We start from the raw sequence: 20,875 nt of genomic DNA, 5'->3' as shown, positions 1-20,875 counted from the left end.
GGGTTTGAGTCGTACATAACAGTTGTGTACGGCAAAAATCATTGTGGGAGCGAGCTTGCTCGCGATGAGGCCAGTAACCAGCACCGCAAATTCCGGGGGTGTCAGAACCGCTCGATACTCCGCGAACTACGCTCGCGCTCCACTTCCTTTGGCTTGTACGCACAAAACCCCGGTCGCGGGCCGATTTTCGGGTGGTTGCGGCAGGTATCCGGGCGCTTTTCATAAATAGTGCACAGACGGCTCTTACGATCCAGATACAGGCAATCATTGTTGCTCATACGCTGGAGGGTGAAGATTCCTGACTTCTGGTTGAAGCGCTCGACCAAACCTTCCTTTTGCAGGCGTTTGGCGATGTTCTTCGGCGGATCGCCCAGCTCGAATTCATCGACCACGCCGATGCGGATCAGGTCCTTGATCTTGACTTCGACGGGCAGGGTGCAGCAGCTGGACATGCACGAGCCGCACATCGGGGCAGAGTACTTGGCCCAGGTATCGAGGCGGTCGATCTCTGCGGCAGCGATCAGGTTCGGCTTCATCATCGTTTGTTACCAGCGTGTGCATCAGGGCGCGCGATAATACCGGGACTGGTGGATTTTTGAACAACCTTTCGCCAGATTTTTTCACTGCCGGCCGATAAGCCGCTAATCCGGCACGGCCCCTGCATTGAATCAGGTACACGACAATGTATTGCCGAGCCGATTCGCACTAACTGGAAAAACTGCCGAACCAGAGCCTCTACCGCCTGTCAGACCGTCTAGGCTCAGACAACTTCAAGCTCGCTCGAGGTCCTATCGATGACTCAAGAACCACTTGTTCGCGAAGCAGAGGTGGCCGCATTCCGCGACGCCGTCTTGACCAAACTCACTTATGCCGTGGGTAAAGACCCGGATCACGCCTTCGACCATGACTGGTTCGAAGCCATTGCCCTGGCCGCGCGGGACCACATGGTCGAGCACTGGATGGACCATACGCGGCAGATCTACCGCAAAGGTCAGAAGCGCGTCTATTACCTCTCCCTGGAATTTCTCATCGGTCGGCTGCTGTTCGACAGCCTGAGCAACCTCGGCCTGCTCGACGTGGCCCGCGAAGCCCTGACCGAACTCGGTGTCGACCTTGAGCGCATCCGTTTGCTGGAGCCCGATGCGGCCTTGGGCAACGGCGGCCTCGGGCGTCTGGCGGCGTGTTTCCTGGAAAGCATGTCGACCCTCGGCATCGCCGGTCATGGCTACGGCATCCGCTATGAGCACGGGTTGTTCCGCCAGGCGATTGTCGATGGCTGGCAGCAAGAGCAGACCGAACACTGGCTGGATTTCGGCAACCCGTGGGAGTTCGAGCGGCCGGAGGTGGTGTACCCGATCGGCTTTGGCGGCAGTGTCGAGACCGTGACCGATGAAAACGGCAAGTCCAGGCAAGTCTGGCACCCGGCGGAAACCGTGCGGGCCATTGCCTATGACACGCCGGTGGTCGGCTGGCGCGGGGCGAGCGTCAACACGCTGCGTTTGTGGCGCGCCCGGGCCATGGAAGAACTTCACCTGGAACGTTTCAACGCCGGCGACCACCTGGGTGCCGTGGCCGAAGTGGCCCGTGCCGAAAGTATCTCCCGGGTGCTCTACCCGGCGGACAGTACCGAGGCCGGCCAGGAGCTGCGCCTGCGCCAGGAATACTTCTTCGTCGCGGCGTCCCTGCAGGACTTGCTGCGCCGCCATCGCAACATGCACACCTCGGTGCTGACCCTGGGCGATCACGCCTCTATCCAACTCAACGACACTCACCCCTCGATTGCCGTGGCTGAACTGATGCGGCAACTGGTCGACGTGTATGACGTGGCATGGGATGCGGCGTGGCAGGTCACCGTCGATACGCTGTCCTACACCAACCACACATTGCTGCCCGAAGCGCTGGAAACCTGGCCGGTCGGCTTGATGGAACGCATGCTGCCGCGGCACATGCAGATCATTTACCTGATCAACGCCCAGCACATCGACTCCCTGCGAGCCAAGGGCATCCACGATTTCGACGTGCTGCGTGCGGTGTCGCTGATCGAGGAAGACAACGGTCGTCGGGTGCGCATGGGCAACCTGGCGTTTCTCGGCTCCCACAGCATCAACGGTGTGTCCGGGTTGCACACGCAACTGATGCGCCAAACGGTGTTCTCTGAACTGCACAAACTGTACCCGGAGCGAATCAACAACAAGACCAACGGTATTACCTTCCGCCGCTGGCTGTACCAGGCCAACCCCGAGCTGACCTCGATGCTGGTCGATGCCCTCGGGCCTGAAGTGCTGGATAACCCTGAAGAGCGTTTGCTCGCCCTCGAACCGTTCGCCGAGAAAAATGCATTCCGCAAGGCGTTTGCCGAGCAACGCCTGCACAGCAAGAAAGCCCTGGCGTACCTGATTCATGAGCGGCTGGGCGTTGCGGTCAACCCGTCGGCAATGTTCGACGTGCAGGTCAAGCGAATCCACGAATACAAGCGCCAGTTGCTTAACCTGATGCACACCGTGGCGTTGTACCAGGCGATCCGCGCGGAACCGGAAGTCGACTGGGTGCCACGGGTGAAAATCTTCGCTGGCAAAGCCGCCGCGAGTTATCACCAGGCCAAACTGATCATCAAACTGACCAACGACATCGCCCGGGTGGTGAACAACGACCCGACCGTGCGTGGTTTGCTCAAAGTGGTGTTCCTGCCCAACTACAACGTCAGCCTGGCGGAGAGCATCATCCCGGCGGCGGATTTGTCCGAGCAGATCTCCACCGCCGGTTTCGAAGCGTCAGGCACCAGCAACATGAAATTCGGCCTGAACGGCGCGCTGACCATCGGCACTCTGGACGGCGCCAACGTGGAAATGAGCGAGCGCATCGGCACCGAGCACATGTTTATCTTTGGTCTCAGCGCACAGCAGGTCGAGGCGCGCAAACAGAACCATGAGTTCAATGCGGCGCCGGATATTGCCGCCTCCCATCGCCTCAACGATGTGCTGCAAGCGATTCGCAGCGGCGTGTTCTCGCCGGATGATCCGTCCCGTTACACAAACCTGATCGACTCGTTGGTGGATTACGACCGCTTCCTGGTCTGCGCCGACTTCGACTCGTACTGGAACGCACAGATGCGCGTCGAAGACCTTTGGCACGATTCGAACCAGTGGTGGCGTTCGGCGGTGTTGAACACGGCGCGGATGGGCTGGTTCTCGTCGGACCGGACCATTCGCGAATACGCCACGGAGATCTGGAAGGCACTGGAGTAATTTTCAGCCAGAACGGCGAGCCAGGCCCGGTTGTTGCCGGGCCGGATCGATATACTAGGCGCCGGATTGCCGAGCGGTAGGGATCAGCCAGATTTGGAACGCGCCATTATCCTTTGTGGGAGCGAGCCTGCTCGCGATAGCGCACTCACATTCAACATCAATGCTGAATGTCATGGCCTCATCGCGAGCAGGCTCGCTCCCACAGGTTTGTGGCGTTTTCACACTAGACTGATCAGACGCTGTACCGCTTGGACTTGCCCCATGATGGGGCTGCTTAGGGATATCGACCATGCAATGGATTTTCATGCTGATCGGGCTGGTGCTCGGCTGGATACTCGACGAGTCATTCAGTGATGCACTGCTGGGCGCGTTACTCGGATTGGGTGTCGGCCAGGCCGTTCGCATGGCTCGCATGGACGCTCGGACAGCCGAGCAGCAGCGCTTGCTGGAACAGGCACAGGTTGCGCTGCAAGCAGTCGAGCAACGGCTGGCGCTGCTCGAAGCATCAGGCGTCAAGGCGCCGCAAACCCGTGAACCGCTGGTATCGCCTGAAGCCCTCCTTGATGAAACACCTGCTAGCGCCCCGGAATTGATCTGGGAGCTGCCACCTGAACTCGAGCCAATCCCCGCAGCGGCCAGCGAAATCGCCGATGCCTGGAAACCCGAGCCGACCGCTCGCGAAGCTCAATCGACTATCCCCCCGCATGGCCCGCACCTCATCGACCGCGCCATCAGCCGCGCCCGTGCCTGGTTGTTCGGTGGCAATACCGTCTTGCGGGTCGGCGTGGTGCTGCTGTTCCTCGGCCTGGCCTTTCTGCTGCGCTATGCCACCGAAGGCGTGGTGGTGCCGCTTGAGTTGCGCTACGCAGGCGTTGCGGCGGCAGCCTTGGGGTTGCTCGGATTGGGTTGGTGGTTACGAGCACGCAACAACAGTTACGCATTGATTCTGCAAGGCACCGGGATCGCCGTGTTGTACCTGACCGTGTTTGCCGCGATGCGCCTGCATCCGTTGCTCGATCCCTCGGCGGCGTTTGGCCTGCTGGTGGCGGTGACGATCTGTTCGGCGATTCTCGCCATAACCCAGGACTCCCTGGGGCTGGCCGCCGCTGCCGCACTGGGTGGCTTCGCCGCGCCCATCCTGGCCTCCACCGGCGCCGGCAGCCACGTCGCGCTGTTCAGCTACTTTGCCCTGCTAAACACCGGCATCCTCGCCATCGCCTGGTTCAAGGCCTGGCGGCTGTTGAATGTCATCGGGTTCACCGGCACCTTTGGCATTGGTTTCGCCTGGGGCCTGCGCTCCTACTCGCCGGAGTTGCTGTGGAGCACCGAGCCGTTCCTGATTGTGTTTTTCCTGATGTACCTGGCCATTGGTCTGTTGTACGCCCGGCGCAAGTTGATGGCGATGAGCGATGCGCCGGCAGAGGGCAATCGCGAAGCGCTGCTGCAGTGGTCGGCGCGCAAGGGTGACTACGTCGACGGCACGCTGCTGTTCGGCCCGCCGCTGGTGGGTTTCGGCTTGCAGTTCGCATTGGTGCAGCATCTGGAATTCGCTGCGGCGTTCAGTGCCTTGACGCTGGGCATGATTTACATGGGGCTCGCCCGTTGGCTGATGGCCGGGCGCACGCTGTTGCTGGGGGAAACCTGCCTGGCCTTGGGGGTGATCTTCGCCAGCCTGGCGATTCCGCTGGGGCTCGATGCGCGCTGGACGACGGCGGCGTGGGCGGTGGAAGGCGCGGGGATCTTCTGGCTCGGTCTGCGTCAGCAAAGGCCCCTGGCCCGGGCCTTTGCCTTGCTCCTGCAACTGGGGTCGGCGCTGGTGTTTCTCAGCGAGTTGCACAGCAGCGAGAGCAGCCTGCTCGGCGGGGTGCCATTAGGCGCGCTGTTGTTGGGTGTCGCATTGTTGTTCAGCTTCTACCTGTTACGCAAAGCCTTGCCGGAACAGATCAGGCCTTGGGAGCTGATAGGCCTGCCAGTCTTGGCGTGCCTCGGGCTGGCGTTTCTCTATTTGCTGGCCCCGCTGTTTTTCTTCAGTCACGGCACGGTGATCAGTTGGGCCTTGGCCGGGGCGCTGACGTTGTGGGTTGGCTTGCACCTGCCATCGCGCACGTTCGTGTTCACCGCGCTCGCTGTGCAACTGTTGGGTGGCGCGCTGTTCCTGGCGACGGGGCCGCAGTTCAGTGAAGGGGTGATCCCCTTGGCCCATGGCGGGTTCTGGGCGCCGCTGGTGCTGGGGCTGGTCGCGATGGTCGGGGCCTGGCGTTTGCAGATGGGTCATTCGCTCGGAGCGTTCGAAGGGCTGAGTCTGTTGCGATTGTCCCAGGCGTTGCTGGTGTGGGGTGCAGGCTGGTGGGCGTTGGCCTGGGTCATCGAGGTGCTGCATTTCGCGTCGTTGCCGATGCAGGCGACTTTTTTGTTGAGCATGGCTGCCGTGAGTGTCGCGCTGTGGACGGTATTGGCACAGCGCCTGAGTTGGCCGTCACTGGGCGTGCTCTGCACGGTGTTGATTCCCGCTGCAGCGTTGGTGCTGCTCGCGGCCTGGCACTCGCGCTATCACCCGGCGGCCAACGTCGGCTGGTTGGCGTGGGCCGCCGTGTTCGTTGTGCATTTCATGTCCCTGCGACGCCTGGCGCCCATGCTGCCGGCGCGCGTGCTGAGTGTCGCCCATGTGCTCGGCTGTTGGCTGTTGATGGGGGTGCTGGCTCTGGAACTGCGTTACGCCTTGCTGGCGTTGTCCGAGCAATACAACGCCTGGCGCTGGTTAGGCTGGGCGATCCTGCCAAGTCTGTATCTGGTGTCGATGGCGGCACCTCGCGCGTGGCCTTGGCCGGTCTCTGCGTATTCGAGGGAATACCGTGTATACGCTGCCGCGCCGCTGGCGTTGCTGATGCTCGGCTGGTTCTGGCTGGCGAATGTCGCCAGTGACGGCAACGCCGAGCCACTGCCCTACGTGCCATTGATCAACCCGCTGGAGCTCGGCCTGTTGTTCGCGCTGTTCGGCGTCTATGTCTGGTCCCGCAGCGCCATGACACAACTGGCGGTCCGCAAGGATTACGCCGCGAAAGCCACGCAAGGGGTCATCGGCGCCTCGCTGTTCGTGTTCTTTACTGCATTGGTGATGCGCACGGCGCACCATTGGAGCGGGGTGCCGTTCGATCTGGATCTGTTGCTGGCGTCGATGCGGGTGCAAGCCGGCCTGTCCATCGTCTGGACCCTGATGGCCCTGAGCCTGATGATCGGCGGCCATTTGCGTCGCCGCCGTGAGGTCTGGCTGATCGGTGCCGCCTTGATCGGGGTGGTCGTGGCCAAGCTGTTTTTTGTCGAATTGAGCAATCGTGGCGGACTGGCGCGGATCGTGTCGTTTATCGGAGTTGGCGTGTTGCTGCTGGTGGTGGGCTATTTCGCCCCGCTGCCGCCCAAGCGCAGCGACGCTGTGCCGGATACCGGGAAACCGCTCGCGGAATCCGAAGGAGTGTCATCTTGAGTCAGAAGCTGAACCTGGGTTGGCTGGGCGCTGTTGCCATGGGTGTGGTGTTGTCGGCGGTTGCCCAGGAAAAACCGGCGGATTTCACCACCCAAGTGCCCTTGTCGGTATCGGGCGAAGGCCCCTGGTATCGCCTTGAGCTGCCCCTGAGCGTGCAACTGAACGCACGCCAGGCCGACCTGAGGGATCTGCGGGTGTTCAACGCTGTCGGCGATGTTCAGGCTTATGCCTTGGCCCGGGAGTCGGCGCAGAGCAGTGAAACGCGCACCTTGACCGAGGTGAAAAGGTTTGCGTTGTACAACTCGGTGGACGCCACTGAAACCGCGCCGAGCGTACGGGTGCAATCGAGCGCCAACGGCACGTTGGTCGACGTGCAGCCCTCCAGTCAGCTGGAGGTGGGTGAGGAGGAGTTGCGCGGCTGGTTGCTCGACGCTTCCGCGATCAAGGCGCCGTTGCAGCAATTGATTCTCGACTGGACCAGCGAGCGCGACGGCTTCCAGCGTTTCACCCTCGAAGCCAGCGACGATTTACAGCATTGGCAGTTCTGGGGCGAAGGGCAGGTGGCGCGCCTGACCTTTGCCGACGAGCGGGTCGAGCAGCATGAAGTCAACCTGCCGGGCCAGTCGGCGCGCTACCTGCGTTTGCTGTGGATTACACCGCATTCGGCACCGACGCTGACGTCGGCGCAACTGCAAAGCGCCAGTACGCGCAGCCTGCCGCTGCCGTTGGTCTGGTCCCAGGCATTGGCCGGCAGCAGCACGAAGGCGGGTGAGTACACCTGGCAGTTGCCGATGGGGCTGAATGTCGAGCGAGTGCAGGTCGAGCTGAGCCAGCCCAACAGCCTGGCGCCGGTGAGCCTGGCCGGTCGGCGCGACAGCAGCCTGCCATGGCAGCCGTTGGGCAGCGGTTTGCTCTATCGCCTGACCCAGAACGGTGAGGACGTGGTGCAAAACCAATTGCCGTTGTCAGGGCAAATCGTCCAGCAATTGAAACTGACCGTGGACGAACGCGGCGGCGGACTGGGTGATCAGGCGCCGACGCTGAAGTTTGCCGTGCGTGCCACGCAACTGGTGTTCCTGGCGCGCGGGCCGGGGCCTTACACACTGGTCGTGGGGAATGCGACGGCGAAGGCGGCGAGCTTGCCGCTGTCGACGCTGATTCCTGATTACAGCCCGGCGAAGCTCGCGACCCTGGGGCGGGCCATGGTGGATGTCGGGGCGGTGGTCTCGAATGCATCGACAGAGAAAACGCTGGCGACGACGGGCATCCAGTGGAAGAAGTTCGGCTTGTGGGCAGTATTGTTGCTCAGTGTCTTGTTCCTGGCGGCGATGGCGTTCAGTTTGCTGCGCAAACCCTCTGCCAAATCCTGACAGTGGGTGCTGTGCATCCAATCGCGAGCAGGCTCGCTCCCACATTTGATCTTCGCCGGGCACAGGTTTTGAGTCTGGCAGAGATTCCCCTGTGGGAGCGAGCTTGCTCGCGATGGCGTTCGCCCAGTCACTGAAAATGCCGAAATGACCGCAGTTCCCAGGCTCACATCCAGCCCATTTCCAACTACGCTCATCCCCGCGCATGAACTCTCTTTGGCCGATCACGTCTGATAGGAGGAAATGCGCCCCGACTCGCGCTAAACTGCGCGGGTTTTTAGCCCCCCCATTCCTCCGGAGCCTTCCATGTCCCGCGTTACCTTGAGTCGCTATTTGATTGAGCAGACCCGCAGCAACAACACTCCTGCCGATCTGCGCTTCCTGATCGAAGTGGTGGCGCGTGCCTGTAAGGAGATCAGTCACGCCGTGTCCAAAGGCGCCCTGGGTGGCGTTCTGGGCAGCATGGGCACTGAAAACGTCCAGGGCGAAGTGCAGAAGAAGCTCGACGTGATCTCCAACGAAATCCTGCTCGAAGCCAACGAATGGGGCGGTCACCTGGCCGGTATGGCGTCCGAAGAAATGGACAATGCCTACCAGATCCCGGGCAAATACCCGAAAGGTGCGTACCTGCTGGTATTCGACCCGCTGGACGGTTCGTCGAACATCGACATCAACGCGCCGGTCGGCACCATCTTCTCGGTACTGCGTTGCCCGAACGAATACCTGAGCCAGAACGAACCTTTGAATGAAAAGGCCTTCCTGCAGCCAGGCACCCAGCAAGTGGCCGCCGGTTACGCGATCTACGGTCCACAGACCATGCTGATCCTGACCCTGGGCCACGGCGTGAAAGGCTTCACCCTGGACCGTGAAATGGGCAGCTTCGTCCTGACCCACGAAGACATCACCATTCCTGAATCCACCCAGGAATTCGCCATCAACGCGTCCAACCAGCGTCACTGGGAAGCCCCGGTACAGCGCTACGTCGGCGAATTGCTGGCAGGTGAGACCGGTCCGCTGAAAAAGAACTACAACATGCGCTGGGTCGCCGCGATGGTGGCCGACGTGCACCGTATCCTGACCCGCGGCGGTCTGTTCATGTACCCACGCGACAGCCGCGAGCCGTCGAAGCCGGGCAAACTGCGCCTGATGTACGAAGCCAACCCGATGTCGTTCCTGGTGGAACAGGCGGGCGGTGCGTCCACCGACGGCCACCAGCGCATCCTCGACATCCAGCCGGAAGGCCTGCACCAGCGTGTTGCGGTGTTCCTCGGTTCGAAAGAAGAAGTTGCCCGCGTCACGGCTTACCACAAGGAATAAACCATGACCGCGCCCTGGCAGCCGTTGCTTGATTGGTGGTTCGCAAGCTCCGGGTCAGCGAGGGAAGTGGCGGCGCAGAAGCGCAAGTTGTGGTTCGGCAAGCGCGACAGCCAGGACCTCGAAGCGCGCGAGCGTTTCGGGGACTTGACCGAGCAGGCACTGGCCGGCGGATTGACCGAGTGGATGCAACATCCCGAAGGTTGGCTGGCCCTGGTGCTGTTGCTCGATCAAATCCCGCGAATGATCTTTCGCGATACTCCCAAAGCCTTTGCAGGCGATCTCCGGGCGCAGAAGCTGGTAGCCCAAGGCATTGCCGCGGATTACGACCGGCAGTTGCAGCCGATTCAGCGGGTGTTCATCTACCTGGTGTTCGAGCATAGCGAAGACCTCGCGGTGCAGAACGAAGGTGTCTCGCGCTATATCGAATTGGTGGCGCAGCAGCCGGAGGTTGATCGGGCGTTGTTCAGCGATTACCTGGACTATGCCGAGCGGCATCAGAGGGTAATTGCGCAGTTTGGGCGGTTTCCGCATCGCAATGCGGTGTTGGGAAGGGAGTCTACGGCCGAGGAACTCGAGTTTCTGTCGAAGCCGGGCTCTCGGTTCTGATTTTTCGTTGTAGCTGATGCCGCCATCGCGAGCAAGCTCGCTCCCACAGTAGATCTCCGGTGCGACAAAGATTCCTGTGGGAGCGAGCTTGCTCGCGATGAGGCCGGTGAGGTTGCCTCAGATCCTGAAGCTACCCACCAACTGCTTCAACCGCGCCGCCTGCTGCTCAAGATCGGCGCACGCACGCAAGGTCGACTGCAGGTTCTCCACACCTTCCTGGTTCAGCATGTTGATCTCGGTGATGTCGACGTTGATCGACTCCACCACAGCCGTCTGTTCTTCAGTGGCAGTGGCGACCGACTGGTTCATGCCATCGATTTCACCAATACGCTGGGTCACGCTGCCCAGGCGTTCGCCCGCCTGGTTGGCGATGCCGACGCTGCTTTCGCTCTGACGCTGGCTGTCGGTCATGATACCCACCGCGGCCCGGGCGCCGACCTGCAGCTCTTCGATCATCGTCTGCACCTGCTGCGCCGAGTCCTGGGTGCGGTGAGCGAGGTTGCGCACCTCATCGGCCACCACCGCGAAACCACGCCCGGCCTCACCGGCACGCGCTGCTTCAATGGCTGCGTTGAGCGCCAGCAAGTTGGTTTGCTGGGAGATGCTGGTAATCACTTCCAGGATCTGCCCGATGTTGACCGTGTTGCTGTTGAGGGTTTCGATGTTGCCGCACGAATCGCTGATCTTGGCCGACAACTGCTGCATCGCCGCGATGGTTTTATCCACCACCTGCTGGCCGTCTTCGGCCAGGCTGCGGGCATCGCTGGAATGCTGCGAGGCGAGGGCGGCGTTCTGGGCGATTTCCTGGGCGGCGGCACCGAGCTGGTTGATTGCCGCGGCCACGCTGCTGGTGCGCGAGGCTTGCTGGTCGGAGTTGAACATCGACGAATTCGACGCGGCCACTACACGCAGCGCCACCTCGTTGACCTGGCCGGTGGCCGAGGACACTTCGATGATCGAGGTATGAATGCGCTCGACGAAGCGGTTGAACGACAGCCCCAGCGCGCCGAATTCGTCGTGGCCGTGAATGGTCAGGCGTTTGGTCAGGTCACCTTCGCCTTCGGCGATGTCGTGCATGGCGCGGCCCATGGTCAGTAGCGGCTGCATCAGCAGGCTGATCAGCATGCCCAGCAGCGCAATGATGATCACTATGGCAATCACCATGGCGATGATCGCCGAGGTACGGAACTCGCTGAGCATCGAGAACGCTGTTTCCTGATCGAGCACCAGTGCCACGTACCAGTTCGCCGATGGCACGCCGTTGACGTGGGTGAAGGAGATGAACTGACGCTTGCCGTCGATCTCGACTTCTTTCATGCCCGGGCTGACTTTGGGCGTGTCGCTCGGATAGGCCTCGGCCAGGTTCTTGAGCACCAGCTTGCTGTCCGGGTGAATCAGGATCTTGCCGTCGGCACCGACGATAAACGCATGACCGTGACCGCCGAAGTTCAGCGAGTTGATGATCGCGCTGACGCTGGACAGGTCGATGTCGGCGCCGGCGACGCCGATCATCTGGCCCCGGTGCTGCACCGGGGTGGCCACGGTGATCACCAGTTTGCCGGAAGATGCGGCAATGTACGGTTCGGTGACGATGGTCTGTTGTGCGCTATTGGCCGCCTTGTACCAGCCACGGGCGCGTGGGTCGTAATCCGCCGCGCGGTTGCCCGCCGGGACCGAGAACATCACGCCGTCAGCGCCACCGAAGTAACTCAGCTGGAAGTTGCCGGTGTAAGCAGGCAGGTCGATGATCCGTTTCAGGCCAGCGGGAGCATTGCCATCGGCGCTGATCTGTTGGGCCATCGACTGTAGCAATTGCATGCGGCTTTCCAGCCAGGTCTGGATGTTGCTGGTGGTCAGGCTGCCGAGTTCCTGCATGGAGGCTTCGGTACTGTTGCGCAAGGTCTCGCGCTGGCGATAGTCGTTGAACAGGATGAAACAAGCGAATGCGACGGCTACCACGAGGGCGGCAGCCAGCAATATCTTGTGGCTGAACTTCATGTTTCTGGTCATGGATGAGCTACCGCAGAGGGGCTGTTCTACAAAATGGGGGAGCAAATGCCACCGACGTGGCTTTGCGTTGCATTTATGTCGACTGAGCGGCGCCAAAGATTAGGTGGATTCTGTGAAAAATGACGAAATGCACGGTAAACAAGGAAAGCGACTAATTTTCGGCAAAAGGTAGACGAGTGGCCCGATAAATAGCCTGCCGGGTACGGAACCTCACAGGGGTTTTCTCTTCTAAGCTTCAGCTTGGCAGCCATGCCAATCCCCTACGCCCCCCGGAGTTTCACCATGTCGCTGCGTTCCATCGCCTTGCTTTCGTTTTGCGTGTTGCTGGCTGCCTGCAGCAAAGTCAATCAGGAAAACTACTCTAAGCTCTCGGCTGGCATGGCCAAGGCCGATGTGGAGACCCTGTTGGGCAAGCCCGCCGATTGTTCAGGCGCGCTCGGCATGTCCAGTTGCACCTGGGGCGACAAGAACAGCTTTATCAGCGTGCAGTTCGCCGGTGACAAAGTGCTGATGTTTTCCGGCCAAGGCCTGAAGTAAACCGGGGCGTTTGCCCGCGGGAGAAAAATAATGAAGCGGTTATTGATCATCCTTTTTGCCGGTCTGCTGTTGGCCGGCTGTGCCACGTCTGGCCAGGACCCATTGGCCCCAAAGACTGTCAAAAGCGTCAATCTCAAGCGCTACCAGGGCACCTGGTACGAGTTGGCGCGCATGCCGATGTACTTCCAGCGCGACTGTGCGCAATCCGAAGCCCATTACACGCTCAAGCCTGACGGTAACGTGGCGGTGCTGAACCGCTGCCTGACGGCGCAATGGCAATGGGAAGAGGTCAAAGGCACGGCTTATCCGCAGGAGCCCGGCAAGGGCGACAAGCTGTGGATCGAGTTCGATACCTGGTTCTCCAGGCTGATCCCGGGTACGGCGAAGGGCGAATACTGGGTGCTGTACGTCAGCGATGACTACAAGACCGCCATTGTCGGGGATCCGAGCCGGAAGTATTTGTGGCTGTTGTCGCGCACGCCGAACGTGAATGGTGTGGTGCGTGAGGAGCTGCTGAGCAAGGCGCGGCAGCAGGGTTACGACACCACGCGACTGATCTGGCGGGCGTCGGAAGAGCAGATGGCCGAGACCTCCAACTAACAACGCATGACCCTGTAGGAGCGAGCCTGCTCGCGATGGAGTATCAGACACAACGATGTCGACTGACACACCATCGCGAGCAGGCTCGCTCCTACAGGGTTTTTGCGTTAGTTCAGAAGATCGCGCAGTACCTGAGTGAAGGCGCGGTTGCTTTCTTCCTCGGCAGCATGCCGCCCGTCACGCACCACCCACTGGCCGTTCACCAGCACATCCCGCACCTGGCGATCGCCACCGGCAAACAGCCACCGATTGAGTATCCCGTCACCATTGGCTGTCGCCAGATACGGATCGTTGCCATCGAGCACCAGCCAGTCGGCGCGTTTGCCGACTTCCAGTGCGCCAATCGGCTGGCCCAGCGCCTGAGCACCGCCATCCAGCGCGGCATCGAACAGCGTGCGGCCGACCATTGGCTGATCCGCGCCATACAAACGATTACGCCGCTGGTCGCGCAGACGCTGGCCGTATTCCAGCCAGCGCAATTCTTCCACCACGCTCAATGACACATGACTGTCGGAACCGATGCCCATGCGCCCGCCCTGGGCGAGGAAATCCACCGCCGGGAAAATCCCGTCGCCCAGGTTGGCTTCGGTGGTCAGGCACAGGCCGGCGATGGCGCGACTCCTGGCCATCGACGTGACTTCTTCCGGGTTGGCGTGGGTCGCGTGGACCAGGCACCAGCGCTGGTCGACGTCGATGTTTTCGTACAGCCATTGCAGCGGACGACGACCGCTCCAGGTCAGGCAGTCGTCGACTTCTTTCTGCTGCTCGGCGATGTGGATGTGCACCGGGCATTGCTTGTCGCTGGCGGCCAGCACTTCGCTGATCTGCTGCGGCGTAACCGCGCGCAGCGAGTGGAAACACAAGCCGAGCGACTGCGCCGGTTGCTGCGCCAGCACCGGTTGCAGGCGCGATTGCAGCTTGAGGTAGTTTTCAGTGCTGTTGATAAAGCGACGCTGACCGTCGTTCGGCGCTTGGCCACCGAAGCCTGAGTGGCTGTAGAGCACCGGCAGCAGGGTCAAGCCGATACCCGCGGAACTGGCTGCCTGGCTGATGCGCAGGGCCAGTTCGGCCGGATCCGCGTAAGGCTGACCATTGAGGTCGTGATGCACGTAGTGAAATTCTGCCACCGAGGTGTAACCGGCCTTGAGCATTTCGATATACAACTGGCGGGCGATGACGCCGAGTTGTTCCGGGCTGATTTTTCCGACGAGGCGATACATCAGATCGCGCCAGGTCCAGAAACTGTCATTCGGATTGCCCGCCACTTCCGCCAGCCCGGCCATGGCCCGCTGGAAGGCGTGGGAGTGCAGGTTCGGCATGCCAGGCAGCAGCGGACCGCTCAACCGCTCGGCGCCATCTGCATGGGAATCGGCCTGGATATGGGTCAAAACGCCATCGGCGCTGACCTCAAGACGTACATTGTTGGCCCATCCACTAGGCAGCAGCGCGCGTTCGGCAAAGAAGGCGGACATGGTTCATCACCCCATCGTGTGTTATTTGTATATACATATACAGACGTTTGCCTGCCCGGTAAACTCCGGCAAGCTAGTGATATCTACTAAACGACCAAGGAATAACCGTGCCGACTCCGCCTCCAGTCTCTCCGTTGGCCGCGAACATGGGCGACAGTCCGGCGCCCTTGTACGCCCGCGTCAAACAAATGATCACCCAGCAAATCGACAGTGGAAACTGGCCGCCGCACTACCGCGTTCCGTCGGAAAGCGAGCTGGTCAGCCAGTTGGGCTTCAGCCGCATGACCATCAACCGCGCCCTGCGCGAGATGACCGCCGACGGCCTGCTGGTGCGCATGCAAGGTGTCGGTACGTTCGTCGCCGAGCCGAAAAGCCAGTCCGCGCTGTTCGAAGTGCACAACATCGCCGATGAAATTGCCTCCCGCGGTCATCGCCACACCTGCAAGGTCATCACCCTTGAAGAAGAAGCCGCTGGCTCCGAGCGCGCCCTGGCCCTGGACATGCGCGAAGGGCAGAAGGTGTTCCATTCGCTGATCGTGCATTTCGAAAACGATATTCCGGTGCAAATCGAAGACCGTTTCGTCAATGCGCTGGTGGCGCCGGACTACCTCAAACAGGACTTCACCCTGCAAACGCCCTACGCCTATCTGAACCAGGTCGCGCCGCTGACCGAGGGCGAGCATGTGGTCGAGGCGATCCTGGCCGAGCCATCCGAATGCAAATTGCTGCAGATTGAAAAGGGCGAGCCGTGCCTGCTGATTCGCCGCCGCACCTGGTCGGGTCGTCAGCCGGTGACTGCCGCTCGCTTGATCCACCCCGGTTCTCGTCATCGCTTGGAAGGGCGCTTTCATAAATGAGCAGTCTGAAAGTTTTACGTGCAGTTGATTACCCGAGCATGCCCTGGAAAAACGGCGGCGGTAGCACCGAAGAAATCACCCGCGATGCCGGCACCGGCCTGGACGGGTTTGGCTGGCGCCTGTCGATCGCCGACATCGGTGAGTCAGGTGGGTTTTCCACCTTTGCCGGTTATGAGCGGGTGATCACCGTGTTGCAAGGTGACGGTATGACCCTGACGGTCGACGGCCAAAAAACGCGAGCACTGTTACCGCTGGACCCGTTCGCCTTTAGCGGTGAAAGCAAGGTTTCCTGCACACTGCTCGGCGGTCCGATTCGCGACTTCAACCTGATTTATGCGCCGCAGCGTTACGGTGCGCGGTTGCAGTGGTTGAGTGGCGAGCAGCGGTTTTTCAGCTCGGCGGGCACGGTGCTGGTATTTAGCATCAGCGATGCGCTGGACGTGGCGGTCGATAGCAACGCTTCGCAACTTGGCCAGCATGATTGTCTGCAACTCGACGGTAACACCGGGCTGCTGGAAGTCTCCGTCAATGGCCCATGCTGTGTGATTGAGCTGGCCGCTCGCTGATTCTGAATTTTCAAAAGATCGCAGCCTTCGGCAGCTCCTAAATGGGATGGTGTGCACCCTGTAGGAGCTGCCGAAGGCTGCGATCTTTTGCTTTTCAGCGTTCCCGAAAGCGCACCACTTTGTTACCGAACGCCCCAGTGTGGCGCAAAACCACGCTCAAGTAACAAAGTCCCCTCGCAACAAAAATCCTCCCGAAAAATTTCTTCTACGCCAGAACCCTTGTCCCAGGCGCTCTCCAGCCGTTTCAGAATTTTTCTTGAATGCTCCTCCAACAAGTTGGCCGCTTGATTGCATATGCTTGTATGTACAAGTAAAGACGTATGTGTATGAGTCACGAGGACTCAACCATCGTCCACTGATTCGCCGGTGTGCACTGATGCCCATTGGCTTGCTCGCCCACTGCCTGGGTTGGTTTGGATTGATTGCTGAGGAGTCTTTTTCGTGACTGACATTAAACCTACAAAGTTTCGTGACGTTGAAATCCGTGCTGCACGCGGTAACAAGCTGACCGCCAAGAGCTGGCTGACCGAAGCGCCGCTGCGCATGCTGATGAACAACCTCGATCCGGAAGTCGCCGAGAACCCTAAAGAACTGGTGGTTTACGGTGGTATCGGTCGCGCTGCACGCAACTGGGAATGCTACGACAAGATCGTCGAAAGCCTGACCAACCTGAACGACGACGAGACCCTGCTGGTGCAGTCCGGCAAGCCGGTCGGCGTGTTCAAGACCCACAGCAACGCCCCGCGCGTACTGATCGCCAACTCCAACCTGGTGCCACACTGGGCGAGCTGGGAACACTTCAACGAACTGGACGCCAAAGGCCTGGCCATGTACGGCCAGATGACCGCCGGCAGCTGGATCTACATCGGCAGCCAGGGCATCGTCCAGGGCACCTACGAAACCTTCGTCGAAGCCGGTCGCCAGCACTATAACGATGACCTGAAAAGTCGTTGGGTCCTGACCGCAGGCCTCGGTGGCATGGGTGGCGCTCAGCCTCTGGCCGCGACCCTGGCTGGTGCTTGCTCGCTGAACATCGAATGCCAGCAGGTCAGCATCGATTTCCGTCTGAAAAGCCGCTACGTCGATGAGCAGGCTACCGATCTCGACGACGCGCTGGCCCGCATCGCCAAATACACCGCCGAAGGCAAAGCGATTTCCATCGCCCTGCTGGGTAACGCGGCAGAAATCCTGCCGGAACTGGTCAAGCGCGGCGTGCGCCCGGACATGGTCACCGACCAGACCAGCGCCCACGACCCGCTCAACGGCTACCTGCCTGCCGGCTGGACCTGGGACCAGTACCGCGCTCGCGCCAAGACCGAGCCGGCCGCTGTGATCAAAGCCGCCAAGCAATCGATGGCCGTGCACGTCAAGGCGATGCTGGACTTCCAGAAAATGGGCGTGCCGACCTTCGACTACGGCAATAACATCCGTCAGATGGCACAGGAAGAAGGCGTGGAAAACGCATTCGACTTCCCGGGCTTCGTGCCGGCCTACATCCGTCCGTTGTTCTGCCGTGGCATCGGCCCGTTCCGTTGGGCTGCACTGTCGGGCAACGCCGAAGACATCTACAAGACCGACGCCAAGGTCAAAGAGCTGATCCCGGATGACGCCCACCTGCACAACTGGCTGGACATGGCCCGCGAGCGCATCAGCTTCCAGGGTCTGCCGGCACGTATCTGCTGGGTTGGCCTGGGCCTGCGTGCCAAGCTGGGTCTGGCGTTCAACGAAATGGTGCGCAGCGGCGAGTTGTCCGCGCCGATCGTGATCGGTCGCGACCACCTGGACTCCGGTTCGGTTGCCAGCCCTAACCGTGAAACCGAATCCATGCAGGACGGTTCCGATGCCGTGTCCGACTGGCCACTGCTCAACGCCCTGCTCAATACCGCGAGCGGCGCGACCTGGGTGTCCCTGCACCACGGCGGCGGCGTCGGCATGGGCTTTTCCCAGCACTCGGGCATGGTGATTGTCTGCGACGGTACTGACGAAGCGGCCGAGCGTATCGCTCGCGTGCTGCACAACGACCCGGCCACCGGTGTCATGCGTCACGCCGATGCCGGTTACCAGATCGCCATCGACTGCGCCAAGGAACAAGGGCTGAACCTGCCGATGATTACCGGCGAATAACACAAAACCTGTGGTACCGCTTTACCTGTGGGAGCGAGCTTGCTCGCGATGACGCTGGCACATTCAACACCTGTGCTGACTGACAGATCTCAATCGCGAGCAAGCTCGCTCCCACAGAAAGCAAAGCCCACAAGCAGTTTCACCGTGAATTCCCAGAACAATCCACAGAGGTTGACCCATGGCTGTTAACAGCGAACGTGCAGGCAACAAACCGTTGATCGAGAAGCGCTCGATCGACTACATCCCGGAAGCGGAAAGACACGGTCGTCTGTTAAGCCAGTTCACCCTGTGGATGGGTGCCAACCTGCAAATCACCGCGATTGTCACCGGGGCCCTGGCCGTGGTGCTGGGCGGTGATGTGTTCTGGTCGTTGATCGGTCTGTTGATCGGTCAATTACTGGGTGGCGGCGTGATGGCGCTGCATGCGGCGCAAGGCCCCAAGCTTGGCCTGCCGCAGATGATTTCCAGCCGGGTACAGTTCGGCGTGTACGGTGCGGCCATCCCGATCGTGCTGGTCTGCTTGATGTACCTGGGCTTCACTGCAACAGGAACCGTGTTGTCCGGCCAGGCGCTGGGCCAGTTGTTTGGCGTCAGCGACACCGTCGGTATCCTTCTTTTCGCCAGTGTCATCGTGCTGGTCACGGTGCTCGGTTATCGGGTGATCCATTGGATCGGCCGTGTTGCCAGTGTCATTGGCGTGATTGCATTTGTTTATCTGTTCAGCCGTCTGATGAGCCAGGTTGATGTTGGCGCACTGTTGCAAATCCGCCACTTCAGCTGGAGCAGTTTCTTGCTCGCGGTGTCGCTCGCAGCGTCCTGGCAGATCGCCTTCGGCCCTTATGTGGCTGACTACTCTCGCTATCTGCCGAGCAAGATTTCCTCGGTGAAAACTTTTTTTGCCGCCGGCGCAGGTTCGGTCATTGGTGCACAGGTGGCGATGGTCCTCGGCGTGTTCGCTGCCGCTTCGGCCAACGGGCAATACGCCGGCCACGAAGTGGCCTACATCGTTGGTCTGGGTGGTACCGGTGCCACCGCTGCACTGCTGTACTTCAGCATCGCGTTCGGCAAGGTCACCATCTCCACGCTGAACTCCTACGGCAGCTTCATGTGCATTGCGACCATCATCAGCGGTTTCCGTGGTGACCTGAAGGTAACGCGCTTGCAGCGTCTGGTGTTCGTGCTGGTCATCGTCGGTGCTGCGACCCTGATGGCGTTGCTCGGTCAGCACTCGTTCCTCGGTGCATTCAAGTCCTTCATCCTGTTCTTGCTGGCGTTCTTCACGCCCTGGAGCGCGATCAACCTGGTGGACTACTACTGCATTACTCGCGAGCGCTATGACGTGCCGGCGTTGGCCGATCCGAACGGTCGCTACGGTCGTTGGAACCTTCTCGGTATCAGCGTCTATGTGTTCGGTGTGCTGGTGCAATTGCCGTTCATTTCCACCAAGTTCTACACCGGTCCGCTGGTGGCGGCCCTGGGTGATGTGGATATTTCCTGGATCATCGGTCTGGTGCTGCCCGCCGCCCTGTATTACCTGTGTGCGAAAAAATGGCACGGCACAGTGCCCGATCATCTGATTCTGCCGGTCGAGCAGGACAGTGTTGTACAACCTGAAAAAAGCGGAGCCGGTCGCGCTGCGGCGCAGGCCTGATTGGACGTGGACAGGGCTGGATGCCTCTTGACTGCCGTAAGCCAACTCATGATTAGGAGCGTCACAACAATGAAATCGAACAAGACCCTGCTGACCGCATTGCTTTCCATGGGCCTGCTGGCCAGCGCCGGCGCCACTCAGGCGGCGGGTTGGTGCGAGTCGGGCAAACCGGTGAAATTTGCCGGCCTGAACTGGGAAAGCGCCATGCTCTTGACCGACGTGCTGCAAGTCGTGCTGGAGAAAGGCTACGACTGCAAGACCGACAGCCTGCCGGGTAACTCCATCACCATGGAAAACGCCCTGAGCAGCAACGATATTCAAGTGTTTGCCGAGGAGTGGGTCGGCCGCAGCGAAGTCTGGAACAAGGCCGAGAAGGCCGGCAAGGTCGTCGGTGTCGGCGCGCCGGTTGTTGGTGCAATTGAAGGCTGGTACGTGCCGCGCTACGTGATCGAAGGCGACGCCAAGCGCAAGCTCGAAGCCAAGGCGCCGGACCTGAAAAACATTGCTGACCTGGGCAAGTACTCGGCGATCTTCAAGGACGCCGAAGAGCCGTCCAAGGGCCGTTTCTACAACTGCCCGGCTGGTTGGACCTGTGAGCTGGACAACAGCGAAATGCTGAAAAGCTACGGCCTGGAAAGCACCTACACCAACTTCCGCCCAGGCACCGGCCCGGCGCTGGATGCCGCCGTGCTGTCGAGCTACAAGCGTGGCGAGCCGATCCTGTTCTACTACTGGTCGCCAACGCCGCTGATGGGCCAGGTCGACGTGGTCAAGCTCGAAGAGAAGCCAGGCGTGAACAAGACCGTGGATATCAAGGTCGGCCTGTCCAAGACTTTCCACGACGAAGCGCCGGAACTGGTGGCCGTGCTGGAAAAGGTCAACGTGCCGATCGACCTGCTGAACCAGAACCTGGGGCGCATGACCAAAGAGCGGATCGAGTCACCAAAACTGGCCAAGATCTTCCTGAAGGAACATCCTGAAGTCTGGCACGCATGGGTGAGCGAAGACGCAGCCAAGAAAATCGACGCGGCCTTGTAGGTCG

Annotated in this window: 15 protein-coding genes and 1 pseudogene; 12 read left to right on the top strand and 4 right to left on the bottom strand. The window is 60.7% G+C overall.

The window, feature by feature from the left end:
- Positions 1-101: 101 nt before the first annotated feature.
- Positions 102-539 (bottom strand): YkgJ family cysteine cluster protein, encoded by a 438-nt coding sequence (locus tag ACM6IK_RS22655; RefSeq protein WP_414876076.1) that lies wholly within the window; start codon positions 537-539, stop codon positions 102-104.
- Between the two features lie 255 nt (positions 540-794).
- On the opposite strand from ACM6IK_RS22655, the gene ACM6IK_RS22650 reads away from it, so the two are divergent.
- From ACM6IK_RS22650 to ACM6IK_RS22630, 5 genes are all read left to right on the top strand, one after another.
- Positions 795-3,245 (top strand): glycogen/starch/alpha-glucan phosphorylase, encoded by a 2,451-nt coding sequence (locus ACM6IK_RS22650; RefSeq protein WP_414876075.1) that lies wholly within the window; start codon positions 795-797, stop codon positions 3,243-3,245.
- A gap of 289 nt (positions 3,246-3,534) precedes the next feature.
- On the top strand, positions 3,535-6,726 hold the full coding sequence (locus ACM6IK_RS22645) for a DUF2339 domain-containing protein (protein ID WP_414876074.1): 3,192 nt from the start codon (positions 3,535-3,537) through the stop codon (positions 6,724-6,726).
- Positions 6,723-8,096, top strand: coding sequence for a DUF3999 domain-containing protein (locus ACM6IK_RS22640; RefSeq protein ID WP_414876073.1), 1,374 nt, complete (start codon positions 6,723-6,725; stop codon positions 8,094-8,096). The genes ACM6IK_RS22645 and ACM6IK_RS22640 overlap by 4 nt, the downstream gene beginning before the upstream one ends.
- Before the next feature lie 303 nt (positions 8,097-8,399).
- Positions 8,400-9,410 carry a class 1 fructose-bisphosphatase gene (locus tag ACM6IK_RS22635; protein ID WP_414876072.1) on the top strand — a complete coding sequence of 337 codons (1,011 nt, stop codon included), beginning with the start codon at positions 8,400-8,402 and terminating at the stop codon, positions 9,408-9,410.
- Between the two features lie 3 nt (positions 9,411-9,413).
- Positions 9,414-10,016, top strand: a complete 603-nt coding sequence (locus ACM6IK_RS22630) for a DUF924 family protein (RefSeq protein WP_414876071.1) — start codon at positions 9,414-9,416, stop codon at positions 10,014-10,016.
- A 117-nt stretch (positions 10,017-10,133) separates the two neighbouring features.
- Here ACM6IK_RS22630 and ACM6IK_RS22625 read toward each other — a convergent pair whose 3' ends face one another.
- Both ACM6IK_RS22625 and ACM6IK_RS22620 read right to left on the bottom strand, forming a co-directional pair.
- Positions 10,134-10,898: a methyl-accepting chemotaxis protein gene (locus ACM6IK_RS22625; protein WP_411741915.1), complete on the bottom strand. Its 765-nt coding sequence runs from the start codon at positions 10,896-10,898 to the stop codon at positions 10,134-10,136.
- A gap of 93 nt (positions 10,899-10,991) precedes the next feature.
- Positions 10,992-12,014: pseudogene (locus tag ACM6IK_RS22620) on the bottom strand (cache domain-containing protein); the annotation flags it as partial.
- 294 nt (positions 12,015-12,308) lie between these two features.
- Between ACM6IK_RS22620 and ACM6IK_RS22615 the strand changes: the two are divergent.
- Together ACM6IK_RS22615 and ACM6IK_RS22610 are read left to right on the top strand one after the other, a co-directional pair.
- The gene (locus ACM6IK_RS22615; protein WP_007975531.1) at positions 12,309-12,563 is read left to right on the top strand and encodes a hypothetical protein; all 255 of its coding nucleotides are present in this window, start codon (positions 12,309-12,311) and stop codon (positions 12,561-12,563) included.
- A 30-nt stretch (positions 12,564-12,593) separates the two neighbouring features.
- Entirely contained in the window at positions 12,594-13,163 is a 570-nt protein-coding gene (locus ACM6IK_RS22610) for a lipocalin family protein (RefSeq protein ID WP_108216202.1), read from the top strand.
- A gap of 107 nt (positions 13,164-13,270) precedes the next feature.
- Here ACM6IK_RS22610 and ACM6IK_RS22605 read toward each other — a convergent pair whose 3' ends face one another.
- Positions 13,271-14,635: a formimidoylglutamate deiminase gene (locus ACM6IK_RS22605; RefSeq protein WP_414876070.1), complete on the bottom strand. Its 1,365-nt coding sequence runs from the start codon at positions 14,633-14,635 to the stop codon at positions 13,271-13,273.
- 146 nt (positions 14,636-14,781) lie between these two features.
- Here ACM6IK_RS22605 and hutC point away from each other — a divergent pair, with 146 nt between their 5' ends.
- From hutC to ACM6IK_RS22580, 5 genes are all read left to right on the top strand, one after another.
- Positions 14,782-15,492: a histidine utilization repressor gene (hutC, locus tag ACM6IK_RS22600; RefSeq protein ID WP_162135916.1), complete on the top strand. Its 711-nt coding sequence runs from the start codon at positions 14,782-14,784 to the stop codon at positions 15,490-15,492.
- The gene (locus ACM6IK_RS22595; protein ID WP_414876069.1) at positions 15,489-16,058 is read left to right on the top strand and encodes a HutD family protein; all 570 of its coding nucleotides are present in this window, start codon (positions 15,489-15,491) and stop codon (positions 16,056-16,058) included. Before hutC ends, ACM6IK_RS22595 begins: the two co-directional genes overlap by 4 nt.
- Positions 16,059-16,499: 441 nt before the next feature.
- On the top strand, positions 16,500-18,182 hold the full coding sequence (hutU, locus tag ACM6IK_RS22590) for a urocanate hydratase (protein WP_414876068.1): 1,683 nt from the start codon (positions 16,500-16,502) through the stop codon (positions 18,180-18,182).
- A gap of 178 nt (positions 18,183-18,360) precedes the next feature.
- Positions 18,361-19,833 carry a purine-cytosine permease family protein gene (locus ACM6IK_RS22585; protein ID WP_414876067.1) on the top strand — a complete coding sequence of 491 codons (1,473 nt, stop codon included), beginning with the start codon at positions 18,361-18,363 and terminating at the stop codon, positions 19,831-19,833.
- Positions 19,834-19,902: 69 nt separating this feature from the next.
- A complete protein-coding gene (locus ACM6IK_RS22580) occupies positions 19,903-20,871 on the top strand; it encodes an ABC transporter substrate-binding protein (RefSeq protein WP_108216208.1) in 969 nt (322 codons plus the stop codon).
- The last annotated feature ends 4 nt before the right edge of the window (positions 20,872-20,875 follow it).

The sequence above is a fragment of the Pseudomonas sp. IT-196MI5 genome (assembly GCF_949767415.1).
Classification (GTDB): Bacteria; Pseudomonadota; Gammaproteobacteria; order Pseudomonadales; family Pseudomonadaceae; genus Aquipseudomonas.
Note: the sequence above shows the minus strand (reverse complement) of the source record. Positions and strands in the feature narration are given on the sequence as shown.